Origin of the sequence: Streptomyces nigra (assembly GCF_003074055.1) — a bacterium.
Classification (GTDB): Bacteria; Actinomycetota; Actinomycetes; order Streptomycetales; family Streptomycetaceae; genus Streptomyces; species Streptomyces nigra.
This window is the reverse complement of sequence record NZ_CP029043.1, coordinates 6,486,761-6,499,982: the sequence shown is the minus strand read 5'-3', so window position 1 is coordinate 6,499,982 and position 13,222 is coordinate 6,486,761. Positions and strand designations below refer to the sequence as shown.

The 13,222-nt window shown below is 72.6% G+C and carries 10 protein-coding genes and 1 tRNA gene; 8 read left to right on the top strand and 3 right to left on the bottom strand.

Features of this window, described 5'->3' with window-relative positions; translation table 11 throughout:
- Positions 1–69: 69 nt before the first annotated feature.
- The 5 genes from DC008_RS29870 (at position 70) to galE (ending at position 5,284) form a co-directional block, all read left to right on the top strand.
- Complete coding sequence (locus tag DC008_RS29870) at positions 70–879, top strand: SAM-dependent methyltransferase (protein ID WP_108709629.1); 810 nt, start codon at positions 70–72, stop codon at positions 877–879.
- A 53-nt stretch (positions 880–932) separates the two neighbouring features.
- Positions 933–2,336: a type I glutamate--ammonia ligase gene (locus DC008_RS29865; RefSeq protein ID WP_108709628.1), complete on the top strand. Its 1,404-nt coding sequence runs from the start codon at positions 933–935 to the stop codon at positions 2,334–2,336.
- A 40-nt stretch (positions 2,337–2,376) separates the two neighbouring features.
- Positions 2,377–3,534 carry an amidohydrolase family protein gene (locus tag DC008_RS29860; protein ID WP_108710928.1) on the top strand — a complete coding sequence of 386 codons (1,158 nt, stop codon included), beginning with the start codon at positions 2,377–2,379 and terminating at the stop codon, positions 3,532–3,534.
- Positions 3,535–3,550: 16 nt separating this feature from the next.
- Entirely contained in the window at positions 3,551–4,078 is a 528-nt protein-coding gene (locus DC008_RS29855) for an NUDIX hydrolase family protein (RefSeq protein ID WP_164492474.1), read from the top strand.
- 123 nt (positions 4,079–4,201) lie between these two features.
- The gene (galE, locus tag DC008_RS29850) at positions 4,202–5,284 is read left to right on the top strand and encodes a UDP-glucose 4-epimerase GalE (protein WP_108709626.1); all 1,083 of its coding nucleotides are present in this window, start codon (positions 4,202–4,204) and stop codon (positions 5,282–5,284) included.
- On the opposite strand, the gene DC008_RS29845 is transcribed toward galE, so the two are convergent.
- Positions 5,223–7,001 carry a glycoside hydrolase family 15 protein gene (locus tag DC008_RS29845; protein ID WP_108709625.1) on the bottom strand — a complete coding sequence of 593 codons (1,779 nt, stop codon included), beginning with the start codon at positions 6,999–7,001 and terminating at the stop codon, positions 5,223–5,225. The two genes, galE and DC008_RS29845, sit on opposite strands and share 62 nt — an antisense overlap.
- A gap of 158 nt (positions 7,002–7,159) precedes the next feature.
- Between DC008_RS29845 and DC008_RS29840 the strand changes: the two genes are divergently transcribed.
- The 3 genes from DC008_RS29840 (at position 7,160) to DC008_RS29830 (ending at position 11,597) form a co-directional block, all read left to right on the top strand.
- Positions 7,160–7,867 carry a TetR/AcrR family transcriptional regulator gene (locus DC008_RS29840; protein ID WP_108709624.1) on the top strand — a complete coding sequence of 236 codons (708 nt, stop codon included), beginning with the start codon at positions 7,160–7,162 and terminating at the stop codon, positions 7,865–7,867.
- Positions 7,868–8,190: 323 nt separating this feature from the next.
- The gene (locus DC008_RS29835; protein WP_108709623.1) at positions 8,191–10,395 is read left to right on the top strand and encodes an RICIN domain-containing protein; all 2,205 of its coding nucleotides are present in this window, start codon (positions 8,191–8,193) and stop codon (positions 10,393–10,395) included.
- A gap of 80 nt (positions 10,396–10,475) precedes the next feature.
- The gene (locus tag DC008_RS29830; protein ID WP_108709622.1) at positions 10,476–11,597 is read left to right on the top strand and encodes a chitinase; all 1,122 of its coding nucleotides are present in this window, start codon (positions 10,476–10,478) and stop codon (positions 11,595–11,597) included.
- A gap of 64 nt (positions 11,598–11,661) precedes the next feature.
- On the opposite strand, the gene DC008_RS29825 is transcribed toward DC008_RS29830, so the two are convergent.
- Together DC008_RS29825 and DC008_RS29820 are read right to left on the bottom strand one after the other, a co-directional pair.
- Positions 11,662–11,735, bottom strand: a tRNA-Pro gene (locus DC008_RS29825).
- A gap of 81 nt (positions 11,736–11,816) precedes the next feature.
- Positions 11,817–13,148: an MFS transporter gene (locus tag DC008_RS29820; RefSeq protein ID WP_108709621.1), complete on the bottom strand. Its 1,332-nt coding sequence runs from the start codon at positions 13,146–13,148 to the stop codon at positions 11,817–11,819.
- Positions 13,149–13,222: the final 74 nt, after the last annotated feature.

Sequence of the window (13,222 nt, the reverse complement as noted above, 5' to 3'; positions counted from 1 at the left end):
GTGATCAACGGAGCGGCACAATGGCGGTGATGGCCGGTTTCGGTCGTGCGTGCGAGGAGAGGACGAGTCGTGAGCGATGGCCACACCCCGTCGGGCGGGTCGGCGAGGCTGAACACCGGTGTGGCGCACAACGCGCGTGTGTGGAACTACTGGATCGGCGGCAAGGACAACTACGAGGTCGACCAGCAGGTGGGCGAGCAGGTGGCCGGGATGTTCCCGATCATCCGTGACATCGCGCGCGCGGACCGCGAGTTCCTCGGCCGGGCGGTCGCCCACGTGGCCGGGGAACGCGGCGTACGGCAGTTCCTCGACATCGGCACCGGGCTGCCGACGGCCGACAACACGCATGAGATCGCCCAGCGGATCGCCCCCGAGTCCCGGATCGTGTACGTCGACAACGACCCGATCGTGCTGGTGCACGCCCGGACCCTGCTGACCGGCACCCGGGACGGCGTCACCGCGTACATCGACGCCGACGTGCACGACGCGGACGCCATCGTGGAACGGGCGGGTGAGACGCTGGACTTCACCGAGCCGGTCGCCGTGATGATGCTGGGCATCCTCAACTTCGTGCTGGACTACGACCGGGCCCGGGACATCGTGCGGCGCGTCATGGCCGCCGTCCCCTCCGGCAGCCTGCTGGTGCTGACGCACCCCACGTTCGACGCGGAGCTCGGCGGCGAGGGCCAGATCCCGGCGATGAAGTTCTGGAACGAGAACGCCACCCCGCCGATCACGGCCCGCAGCGGCGAGGACATCGCCGCGTTCTTCGAGGGACTGGAGCTGCTGGAGCCGGGCATGGTCTCCTGCGCCCAGTGGCGGGCCGACGGCTCCCCCGCCCCGGTGCCGCAGTACGGCGCGGTGGCCGTGAAGCCCTGACCCGCCCCACCGCACCGCCCGCCCCCGGCGGCCGAGTTCGTCGAGGAGACCGTATGACCACCCTTGCCGACCCCGTCCCGGGAGGGCGTCCCGGGGACGTCGAACGGGCCACCGCACTGAGCGGCGAGCTGGCGGGCCGGGGTGTGCACGGGGTCGTGCTGGTGTACGTGGACACGGCGGGGATCGGCCGGGTGAAGACGGTCCCGACGGCCAAGCTGCCCTCGACGGCGGCCTGGGGCGTCGGGATGTCGCCCGTGTTCGACACGTTCCTCGCGGACGACTCCGTCGTGACCACGGACGTCCTCGGCTCCCCGGACGGCGATCTGCGCCTCTACCCGGATCTCACCGCGCTGGTCGAGCTGGCCGCGCAGCCCGGCTGGGCCTGGGCTCCGGTCGACCGGATCACCCAGGAGGGCGAGCCACACCCGGCGTGCGCCCGTACGTTTCTGCGTCGGACGGTCCGGGAGGCCGCCGAGCGGCACGGGGTGACGTTCCGGGCGGGCATCGAGATCGAGTGGGTCTTCGCCCGCCCGCCGGGCCCCGACGGGGCCTTCGTTCCCGCGGTCACGGCACCCGCGTACGGCGCCGCCCGGCAGGTGGAGCTGAGCGACTGCGCGGCGGAGCTGCTGGCGGCGCTGGCCCGGCAGGGGGTCGAGACCGAGCAGTTCCATCCCGAGTACGCGGCCGGGCAGTTCGAGCTGTCGGTGGCCGCGCTGGACCCGGTCGCGGCGGCCGACCGGAGTGTGCTGGTGCGGCAGACGATCCGCGCGGTGGCGCGGCGCCACGGACTCGCGGTGTCGTTCGCGCCCGCGCTGCTCGGGCGGGGCGTCGGCAACGGCGGTCACGTCCATCTGTCCGTCTGGCGCGAGGGCGTCAATCTGCATGCGGGAGGCGACCGCCGCCACGGGATGCGCGCCGAGGCCGAGGCGTTCGCCACCGGGGTGCTGGGCCGGCTGCCGTCGCTGACCGCGGTGACCGCGCCGAGCCCGGCGAGCTATCTACGGCTGCGGCCCTCGCAGTGGGCGGGCGCGTTCACGGCGTGGGGCAGGGAGACCCGGGAGGCCGGGCTGCGCCTGGTGACCGGCACCGTGGGCCGGCGCGAGCAGACCGCGAACATCGAGGTCAAACCGGTCGACCTGGCCGCCAACCCGTATCTCGCGCTGGGCTGTCTGATCGCCGCCGGCCTGGACGGCATGACGTCGGACGCGCGGTTGCCCGAAGAGGTCACCGGCGATCCCGCGCACCTGGACGCCCGGGAAGCGGCGACGCTCGGGGTGCGCCGGCTGCCCGTCTCGCTCGGCGAGGCCGTCGGGGAGTTCCGTACCGACGAGGTGCTGCGCGGCGCGCTCGGGCCGGTCCTCGCCGACGCCGTGACGGCCGTACGGGAGGGCGAGATCGCGCGGGTCGACGGGCTGGACGACGACGGGGTCGCGGCGGCCTACCGGTGGGTGTACTGACGTGGGCGGCACCGGACCGGTCCACGAGGCGCTCGCGGCCATGCCGCTGGTCGACCACCACTGCCACGGGGTGGTCACCGGGGACCTGGACCGTGCCGGCTTCGACTCCCTGCTCACCGAGGGCGAGCCGGGGCCCGGCGGCTCGGCCTTCGACACCCCGGTGGGGCTGTCCGTACGCCGGGACTGCGCTCCCCTGCTCGATCTGCCCCGGCACGCCCCCGCCGACGCCTATCTGGCCCGGCGCGCCGAGCTGGGCGCGGCGGAGGTGAACCGGCGGTTCCTGCGGGCGGCGGGTGTGGCGGCGCTCTGTGTGGACACCGGCTACACACCGGTGCCGCTCACCACACCCGGGCAGCTCGCGAAGGCGGCCGGGGCCACCGCACATGTGGTGGTCCGTCTGGAGGCCGTCGCCGAGTCGGTCGCGGCCTCGGGGGTCGAGCCCGACGAGTACGCCGACGCCTTCCACGCGGCCGTCGAGGACGCCGTCCGCCGTCCCGAGGTGGTGGCCGTGAAGTCGGTGGCCGCGTACCGCACCGGCCTCGACCTGGAGCCGGCCCGGCCCACCGACGCGCTGGTCACCGCCTCGGCCCGGCAGTGGCTGACGGACGGCGGACGCCTCTCCGACCCGGTGCTGACCCGGCACCTGCTGTGGACGGCGGTCGACCTCGGCCTGCCCCTGCAGCTGCACACCGGGTTCGGTGACGCCGATCTGCGGCTGCAGCGGGCGAACCCGGTCCTGCTGACCGACTGGCTGCACCTCATCAGGGGCGCGATCCCGGTGCTGTTCCTGCACTGCTGGCCGTACCAGCGCGAGGCCGCCTATCTGGCCGCCGTCCTCGACCATGTGTACCTGGACGTGGGGCTCGCCCTGCACCATGTCGGCCCGGCCCGGGCGCGGGCCGTGCTCGCGGAGGCGCTGGAGATCACGCCGTTCCGCAAACTGCTCCACAGCTCCGACGCCTACGGCCTGGCCGAGTTCCACACCCTGGGGGCCCTGGCGTTCCGCCGCGGCCTGGGTGAGCTGCTCCAGGACCGGGTGGACAGCGACGACCTGAGCCTGCCGGACGCGCTGCGCATCGCCGCGTGGACGGCCGGCGACAACGCCCGCCGCCTGTACGGTCTCTCCTCCGCCGAACCGTCCGCCGACCCCTCCGCCCACCCGACCACGACCGAGCGTCCGCACTCCCGGAAAGTATGATCAAGCAATGTCTGACATGACCGAAACCACGCCCGGCTGGCTGTCCACGGACGACCTGGAGCAGGCACGCGCCCGCATGCCGATCCTGTACGTCGAGGCGGTGCCCGTGCGCGTCGACGACAGCGGCGAGGTCACCAGCATCGGCCTGCTGCTGCGCATCGGACCCGACGGAACGGTCAGCCGGACCCTGGTCTCCGGCCGCGTGCTCCACCACGAGCGGGTGCGGGACGCGCTGCTGCGCCACCTGGAGAAGGACCTCGGACCGGTGGCGCTGCCCCGGGTGCCGACCGCGCTCCAGCCGTTCACCGTGGCCGAGTACTTCCCCACGCAGGGCGTCACGCCGTACCACGACCCGCGTCAGCACGCGGTGTCCCTCGCGTACGTCGTCCCGGTCAGCGGAGACTGCCGGCCCCGGCAGGACGCCCTCGACCTGGTCTGGTTCAGTCCTCAGGAGGCCCTGTCCCCGGCGGTGCAGAGCGAGATGCCGGGCGGGCACGGCGTGCTGCTGAAGCAGGCGCTGGCGCACGTGGGCTGCGTGGTCTGACGGGCGGGACGGCGGCCGCCGGGCGCGGTCGCCGGTTCGTTTGACGCTAACGGACGCGAGGCGCATAGTCGAGGTATACGTCGTAAATGTACGACGTTGTGAGCGATCCGGGAGCGGCTGCCCATGACGCGCGGCGTGCCGGTGAGTAAACCGTCGACGGTCCTCGTCACCGGCGGTGCGGGGTTCCTCGGCAGCCACGCCTGCGTCGATCTGCTCGACCACGGCTACGAGGTGATCGTGGTCGACGACTACTCCCACGGCAGCCCGCGGGTGCTGCAGCGGCTGGAGCGCATCGCCGGCCGGTTCGTCGGCGCCGTGTACGAGCTGGACGTCCGGGACCGCCGGGCGCTGTCGGCCGTCTTCGACCGGCACGCCGTGGACGCCGTGGTGCACTGTGCCGGCCTGCGTTCGGTGAGCGCGTCCACGCGCATGCCCGTCGAGTACTACGACAGCAACGTCGGCGCCACCACCTCCCTGTTGCAGGCCATGGACGAGCACGGGGTGCGCCGCCTGATCTTCTCGTCGTCGTGCGCGGTCTACGGCGACGCCGGCCCCGGTCCGCTCGACGAGTCGACGCCGGTGCGGCCGATGAGCCCGTACGCCGCGTCGAAGTGGGCGTGCGAGCAGATCCTGGCCGACGTGTGCCGCAGACGGCCGGACTACACGGTGCTGTGCCTGCGGTACGCCAATCCGGCGGGCGCCCACCCCAGCGGTCTGCTGGGCCCCGATCCGCCCGGTGAGCCCGACAATCTGCTGCCGTCGCTCGCACGGGTCGCCGGCGGCCGGCGGGAGCTGCTGCGGGTGTTCGGCGGCGACTATCCGACGCGTGACGGGACGACGGTCCGCGACTATCTGCACATCATGGACGCGGTCGGCGCGTACCGGCTGGCGCTGGACCACCTCGGCGACGCGACGGGCATGCACGTGTTCAACCTGGGCCTGGGCGAGGGCCGTTCCGTCCTGGAGGTCGTCGCCGCGTTCTCGCGGGCGACCGGCTGGCGGGTGCCGTACGAGATCGGGCCCCGGCGCCCCGGCGACGTGGCCGAACTGGTCGCGGACGCGGGCGCGGTGACGCGTGCCTGGGGCTGGCGGCCGACCCGCGGCCTGGACGACATGTGCCGGGACGCCTGGCGGTTCCAGCAGCTCAATCCGTACGGGTACGGGGAGTCAGGGCGGACGCCGTCTCCACCAGGGCGATGTGACTGAACGCCTGGGGCGCGTTGCCGAGTTGGCGGCCGGCGTCCGGGTCCCACTGCTCGGCGAGCAGACCGACGTCGTTGCGGATGGCGAGGACCCTCTCGAACGCCTCACGGGCCTGCCCGGTCCGGCCGGTCGCGGCGAGGGCGTCGGCGTACCAGAGCGAGCAGGCCACGAAGGTGCCCTCGGGGCCGTCCTCGGCGCCCCGGCCGGGCGTGTAGCGCCGCACGAAGCCGCCGTGGCCGAGGGAGCGCATCGCGGAGACCGTGCCGCGCACCCGTGGGTCCTCGGGCGGCAGGAAGCCGAGCCGGGGGATCAGCAGCGCGGAGGCGTCCAGGGTCGGGGAGCCGTAGGACTGGGTGAAGGTGCGGCGGGCGGGGTCCCAGCCCTCCCGGCAGACCTCGCGGTGGATCTGGTCGCGCATGGCCCGCCACCGTTCGCGCGCGCCGTCGCGGCCGAGCATCCGGCCCATCCGCTGCGCCCGGTCGGCGGCGACCCAGGCCATCACCTTGGAGTGCGTGAACTGCCGCCGTGGTCCGCGCAGTTGCCACAGGCCCTGGTCGGGTTCGCGCCAGTGCCGCAGCAGATGGCCCATCAGGGCCTCGACGAGGCTCCACACATGGCCGGGCAGGTCGATGCCGGCCCGCAGGGACAGACACAGGGCGTCCAGGACCTCGCCGTAGACGTCCAACTGGTACTGACCGGCCGCGGAGTTGCCGAAGCGGACGGGCTGGGAGCCCTCGTAGCCGGGCAGCCAGGGCGCCTCGGTCTCGGGCAGCAGGCGCTGGCCCCCGACCCCGTACACGGTCTGCAGATCGGCGGGGTCGCCCGCGACGGCGCGCACCAGCCAGTCGACCCAGGCCGTGGCCTCCTCGCGGTAGCCGTTGCGCAGCAGGCAGGACAGGGTCAGGGCGGAGTCCCGCAGCCAGCAGTACCGGTAGTCCCAGTTGAGGTCGCCGCCGATCCGGCCGGGCAGGGATGTCGTGGGCGCGGCGACGACCCCGCCGGTGGGCGCGTAGATGAGTGCCTTCAGTGTGATCAGGGACCGTACGACGGCGTCCCGCCAGGGGCCCTCGTAGCGGCACTGGGCGGTCCAGCGCCGCCAGAAGTCGGCGGTCTCCTTGAGCATCGTCTCGGCCGGGACGGCCAGCGGCGCGGGCGGTCCGGGCCGGTGGGACGGCGACCAGACCAGGGTGAGGGCGGCGCGCCGGCCGGCCGTGACGGTGAAGTCGTGAACCGTACGGTCGTCGGCGCCGGACCGCTCGACGGGGCCTTCGGTGCCGAGCCAGACGGCGTCCGGTCCGGCGATCGCCACCGAGCAGCCCTCTACGGCGCGGATCCAGGGCACGACCCGGCCCTGGTGGAACCGCAGCCGCAGCTCGCTGCGCAGGGAGACGGTCCCCGACACCCCTTCGACGAGGCGGACGACGCAGGGCAGCCCGGTGCGGGGCGGCATGAAGTCGGTGACCCGCACGGTGCCGGTGGGTGTCGTCCAGCGCGACTGGAGCAGCAGGGTGTCGTGCCGGTAGCGCCGGCCGGTGCAGCGGCCGGCGCCGAGCGGGGCGAGCCGCCAGGTGCCGTTGTCCCGGGTGCCCAGCAGGGCGGCCAGGGAGGCCGGCGAGTCGAACCGGGGCAGGCACAGCCAGTCGACCGAGCCGTCCCGGCCGACCAGGGCCGCTGTCTCCAGATCACTGATGAGGGCGTAGTCCTCGATGGGTGCGCTCATGACGGTCACTCGCCCATGTGTTTACGACACCCGTTTACGGCGTATATGTACATGTTACGCGGCCGTTCGGGCCCGGCAACCGGGCCGGACCGCCCCGGATCGCGTACGTTGACGTCGTAACCGTACGGTCGCCCGGGGTGACGGCGAGGAGGTCGGCCATGGCGAAGGAGCCCGGACCCGGACCGGCGCGGCGTGCCAGCGACCGGGGCCGCTACGGGCGGCTGAACCGCGAGCGCGTCCTCGGCGCGGCCCTGCGCCTGGTCGACCGGGAGGGCCTGTCGGCCCTGAGCATGCGCCGGCTCGGTGCCGAACTGGGCGTCGAGGCGATGGCCCTGTATCGCTACGCCTCCTCGAAGGACGCTCTGCTGGACGGCCTGGTGGAGGCTCTGCACGCGGAGCTGGAGGAGCGGCTGAGCGCCGGGGAGGCGGCCGACGGCTGGCGGGCCGAGCTGCGCCGGGTGGCGCTGGTGACGTACGACATCTGCCTGGACCATCCACAGGTCGTGCCGCTGCTCTCCACGCGGATGCTGGCCGTGCCGCTCGCCCGGCGCCCGGCGGCGACACTGCGGCATCACGAGCGGGTGCTGACGCTGTTCGAGGAGGCCGGGCTCGACACGGCCCGCTCGGCGCGGCTCTTCCGCGCCTTCACGGGGTGGGTGCTCGGCTATGTGTCGGTGGAGCTGCAGGCCATGGTGGACAACCCGCAGGAGCCGGAGTCCGGGTTCCGGCTGGGGCTGCACCACATGGATCCGCGGGAGCTGCCGCGGCTGCGTGCCACCGCTCCCGCGCTCGCCGAGCGGGCCGGGCGGGCGGATCTGACGGACGGCCTGGACGCGTTGATGGACCGGTTCGCGGGACCAGGCTGAGCGGATATCGCCACTTCCGCGCCCCCACTCCCTTCCGCCTGCTTCAACTCCCCCGCACGCATGCTTACTTCATGTCTTGACGAAAGTGGTCCATACCTTTAGGTTCACGGGTCAGCCAGACCGGCGCGTGCCGCGTTCACCGTTCACGGCATGAACGCGGCCATGGCCGCACACCCCCCCACGGAGGGCCACCCGCATGCCCGGAATCCCTGACCCCCGCACCGGCTGAGCCGCCTTTCCACCAGCGTCGGAACCACCCGGACCCCCGGCCCGGGACCCCCCAACCCGCCTTCGCCCGGCAAGGAGAGCCCGTGCACACCTTGATGCCCCGCGCCCTGCGGCGCCTGCGCAGATCCGGCGCGGCCACGCTCGTCACCGTGGCCGCCGCCTCGCTGCTCGGTTCGGCGCCCGCGCCCGCGAGCGCGGCGGCCGGCGCCGCCGCCGCGCTGCCCACCCAGTTCGCCACCGTGATGAACGCCGCGAGCGGCCGGTGCCTGGACGCCCGGGCGGCCGCCACCACCAACGGCACCGTCGTGCAGCAGTACGCCTGCAACAACACCACGGCCCAGCAGTGGAGTTTCACGACCACCAGCGACGGCTACGTCCGCATCAACAACCGCAACAACACCGCACAGGTCGTGGACGTCGCCGACGTCTCCACCGCCGACGGCGCGCCGGTGCATCTGTGGGCCTACGGGGGCGGCGCCAACCAGCAGTGGCTGCCGGTCGAACTGGGCGGCGGTGCCTACCGGTTCGTCAACCGGCACAGCGGCAAGTGCCTGGACGACCCCGGCGCATCCCTCGCCGACAGCGTGCAGTTCGTGCAGTACACGTGCAACGGCAGCGCCGCCCAGCGCTTCCAGGTGGTGCCGGTGAACCAGTCGACGGCGGCCCCGGACCTCGGTCCGAACGTCGCCGTGTTCGACCCGTCGATGTCCGCGTCCGCCATCCAGAGCAAGCTGAACTCGATCTTCCAGCAGCAGGAGACCAACCAGTTCGGCACCCAGCGGCACGCGGTGCTGTTCAAGCCGGGCTCCTACGACGCCGACGTCAACGTCGGCTTCTACACCCAGGTCGCCGGTCTGGGCCTCAGCCCGGACGCCGTCAACGTCAACGGCGCGGTGCATGTCGAGGCCGACTGGTTCCCGCCGCAGAACGCCACCCAGAACTTCTGGCGCGGCGCCGAGAACCTGTCCGTCAACCCGGCCGGCGGCCGTGACCGCTGGGCGGTCTCGCAGGCGGCCCCGTACCGCCGGATGCATCTGCGCGGCGACCTGGCGCTGGACGACGGCGGCTGGGCCAGCGGCGGCCTGTTCGCCGACACCAAGGTCGACGGGCAGGTCGACTCCGGCAGCCAGCAGCAGTGGCTGACCCGCAACTCCCAGCTGGGCAGCTGGACCGGCTCCAACTGGAACATGGTCTTCGTCGGCAGCCAGGGCGTACCGAACACCACGTTCCCCAGGCCCCCGTACACCACGGTCGCGCAGTCCCCGGTGACCCGCGAGAAGCCCTTCCTGTACGTCGACGGCGACAACGCCTACAAGGTGTTCGTGCCGTCGGTCCGGTCCAACTCCTCCGGTGTGAGCTGGGCGAACGGTGCGCCGTCCGGCACCTCGCTGTCGCTGGACACCTTCCACATCGTCAAGCCGGGCGCCAGCGCCTCCTCCATCAACGCGGCGCTGGCCGCGGGCAGGAACCTGCTCGTCACGCCGGGCGTCTACCACCTGGACCAGACGCTCCAGGTGAACCGGCCCGGCACGGTCGTCCTCGGCCTGGGTCTCGCCACCTTCGTCCCGGACAACGGCGTCACCGCGATGAAGGTCGCCGACGTCGACGGCGTGAAGGTCGCGGGCATCCTCTTCGACGCGGGCACCACCAACTCCCCCACCCTCATGGAGGTCGGCCCCGCGAACTCCTCCGCGTCGCACGACGCCGACCCGACCTCGCTGCACGACGTGTACTTCCGGGTCGGCGGCGCCGCCGTCGGCAAGGCGACCACCAGCCTGGTCATCAACAGCGACGACGTCATCGGCGACCACATGTGGATCTGGCGCGGCGACCACGGCAACGGCATCGGCTGGAACAGCAACACCGGTGACACGGGCCTGATCGTCAACGGCGACGACGTCACGGCGTACGGCCTGTTCGTCGAGCACTACCAGAAGCACCAGACCATCTGGAACGGCAACGGCGGCCGGACGTACTTCTACCAGAACGAGATGCCGTACGACCCGCCCAACCAGGCGGCCTGGATGAACGGTTCGACCCAGGGCTACGCCGCCTACAAGGTCGCCGACTCCGTCACCAGCCACCAGGCGTGGGGCCTCGGCAGTTACTGCTTCTTCAACGTCAACCCGAGCGTGACCGCCGAGCGGGCCATCGAGGCGCCGAACCGGACGGGGGTGCGCTTCACCAGCATGGTGACGGTCTCCCTCGGCGGCACCGGCACCATCCGGCATGTCGTCAACAACACGGGCGGCCCGTCCAACTCCACGACGAACGTGGCGAATCTGCCCAGCTACCCGTAAGGCGTGTTTCGAGACTCCGGCCGCCCCTCGTCCGAAGGGCGGCCGGTCCACCCCCCGACACCCGAGGAGTGTGCTCACCCATGTCCTCTTCCGTGCACAGACCCCGTCTCGCCGTCCTCACGGTGCTCGCCGCCGTGCTGGCCGCCCTGCTCACCGCGGCGCCCGAAGCCCGGGCCGCCGCGGGCTCGATCACCGGCCTCGCCGGGAAGTGCGTCGACGTGGCCGGCGCCAACAGCGCCAACGGCACGCCCGTCCAGCTCTACGACTGCAACGGGACCAACGCCCAGATCTGGTCCAACTCCGGTGACGGCACCCTGCGCGCGCTCGGCAAGTGTCTGGACGTCTCCGACCGCAGCACCGCGGACGGTGCCGCCGTCCACCTGTGGGACTGCACGGGCGGCTCCAACCAGCAGTGGGTGGTCTCCGGTGCCCGCGACATCGTGAACCCGGCGGCGGACAAGTGCCTGGACGTCCGGGGCAACAACAGCGCCAACGGCACCCCGCTGCAGATCTGGACCTGCACGGGCGCGGCCAACCAGAAGTGGAACGCCCCGGCGAGCGGCGGCGGAGGCGGCAACCCGTCCGGATTCGTGGTGAGCGAGGCCCAGTTCAACCAGATGTTCCCGGGCCGGAACTCCTTCTACACCTACAGCGGCCTGGTCGCGGCGCTCAGCGCCTACCCCGGCTTCGCGAACTCGGGCAGCGACACGGTCAAGAAGCAGGAGGCGGCCGCCTTCCTCGCCAACGTCAACCACGAGACCGGCGGCCTCGTCCACATCGTCGAGCAGAACACCGCCAACTACCCGCACTACTGCGACTGGGGTCAGCCGTACGGCTGCCCGGCGGGCCAGGCCGCGTACTACGGACGCGGCCCGATCCAGCTGTCCTGGAACTTCAACTACAAGGCGGCCGGCGACGCCCTCGGCATCGACCTGCTCAACAACCCCTGGCGGGTGCAGAACGAGGCGGCCGTCGCCTGGAAGACCGGCCTGTGGTACTGGAACACCCAGACCGGCCCCGGCTCCATGACCCCCCACAACGCCATGGTCAACCAGGCCGGCTTCGGCCAGACCATCCGCTCCATCAACGGCAGCCTGGAATGCGACGGCAAGAACCCCGCCCAGGTCCAGAGCCGCGTCGACGCCTACCAGCGCTTCACCCAGATCCTCGGCGTCACCCCCGGCGGCAACCTCTACTGCTGAGCACGCGCCGCAACACAGAGAAGGGCTTCCGTGGGTGTGAACCCGCGGAAGCCCTTTCGCACCGTCGGGACGACAGGATTTGAACCTGCGACCCCTTGACCCCCAGTCAAGTGCGCTACCAAGCTGCGCCACGTCCCGGTGCCCCGCTGACCTGGGGTTTCCCCTGGCCGAACGTGCAGGGAAACTCTACCGCACTCGGGTCGGTGGTCGCGCACCCGTTTACGGCCGCGGGCCCGGCTCCCCGGGGGCGTCGGCCCGGACCAGACCGCGGATCGCGGGTACGCAGAGCAGCGAGGCGGCTACGACGAAGCTCATGCCGCCCGCCGCCAGCAGCACGTGGTCCGGCCCGAACACCCCGGCGGCCGGACCCGCCAGGGACTGCCCGACCGGCATCATCGCCAGGGAGCCCGCAACGTCGTACGCGTGGATGCGGTTCAGGACGTCCGCAGGGACCTGCGTCTGCACGCTCGTCGCCCACATCACGCTCCAGAACGCCATGCCCACGCCGGCCACGGCCGCTCCGGCCGCCATGGCGGCGACGGACAGCCCCGCGCCGACCGTCACCGGGAAGGCCGCGAACGCGAAGACCCCGAACGCGCCGGCGCGCAGCATGCGGCGGGGACGCAGCCGCAGGGCGAGGAGACCGCCGACGACGGTGCCCGCGCCGAGCGCGGAGTTGACCAGGCCGTACGAGCGGGCCCCGTGGTCCTGGACGATCTCGGCGGCCACCAGCGGGGTCGTCGGGCCCCATACGGTGATCATGTAGAGGCACCACACGGCGATGACGCCCCAGAGCCAGGTACGGGACCGGAACTCGCGCCAGCCCTCGACCAGATCGGCCCGGAAGGCGCGGCCGCCCTTCAGGGCCCGGGCGGCGCCCCTCCGGACCCGCGGGGGCAGTCGCAGCAGCAGGAGGCAGACGGCGCTCACCGTGTAGGTGGTGGCGTGGGCCGCGAACACCCCGCCGGGCGAGGCGAATCCGACCAGTACGCCCGCGAGGGCCGGGCCGGCCAACTGGGCCACGGCCTCGGCGATGCGTATGGCGCCGTTCGCGCCCTGGACGTCGGTGGCGAGACGGGGCACGGTGCCGGCGACGCCGGGCTGGAACACCGCGCCCGCCACACCGTTGACGAAGCCGATCACGCAGATCTGCCAGAGCACGACGTGCCCGGAGAAGAACAGCGCGGCGGCCAGGGACTGGGTGCAGACGCGGACCAGGTCGGCGCCGATCATCAGCCGGCGGGTGTCGAAGCGGTCGGCGATGACCCCGCCGAAGACGATCAGCCCGGCGAAGGCGGCGGACGTCGAGGCCAGGGCGGCACCGACGGCACCGGCTCCGTGTCCGTGCTGGAGCAGCCCGGCCGCGAGGGCCACGGGCAGCATGGTGTCGCCGAGCTGCGCCACGGCCCGGGCGCCGAAGAACAGTGCGAAGTCACGGGACCAGACCGGCCGCTGCCGACCTCCGCCCGGCTCCTTCCTCGCCCCCGGTGACGGAGTCCGCGTCCCGCCCTGTGCCCCGCCCGGCGGTGTCCGCTGCGGCGTCCCGCGCATCCCCTCGATCCCTCCCCGAACCGCTTCCCCGTCCCCTCTCCGGATGATCGCACGCGGGACCGGCGACGCGGCAG

Bases quoted from the DNA above. Each gene is read 5' to 3' on its own strand.
- DC008_RS29845 (WP_108709625.1), bottom strand. From the start codon at position 7,001: ATGAGCGCACCCATCGAGGACTACGCCCTCATCAGTGATCTGGAGACA.
- DC008_RS29860 (WP_108710928.1), top strand. From the start codon at position 2,377: ATGCCGCTGGTCGACCACCACTGCCACGGGGTGGTCACCGGGGACCTG.
- DC008_RS29830 (WP_108709622.1), top strand. From the start codon at position 10,476: ATGTCCTCTTCCGTGCACAGACCCCGTCTCGCCGTCCTCACGGTGCTC.
- DC008_RS29865 (WP_108709628.1), top strand. From the start codon at position 933: ATGACCACCCTTGCCGACCCCGTCCCGGGAGGGCGTCCCGGGGACGTC.
- DC008_RS29855 (WP_164492474.1), top strand. From the start codon at position 3,551: ATGACCGAAACCACGCCCGGCTGGCTGTCCACGGACGACCTGGAGCAG.
- galE (WP_108709626.1), top strand. From the start codon at position 4,202: ATGACGCGCGGCGTGCCGGTGAGTAAACCGTCGACGGTCCTCGTCACC.
- DC008_RS29840 (WP_108709624.1), top strand. From the start codon at position 7,160: ATGGCGAAGGAGCCCGGACCCGGACCGGCGCGGCGTGCCAGCGACCGG.
- DC008_RS29835 (WP_108709623.1), top strand. From the start codon at position 8,191: ATGCCCCGCGCCCTGCGGCGCCTGCGCAGATCCGGCGCGGCCACGCTC.
- DC008_RS29820 (WP_108709621.1), bottom strand. From the start codon at position 13,148: ATGCGCGGGACGCCGCAGCGGACACCGCCGGGCGGGGCACAGGGCGGG.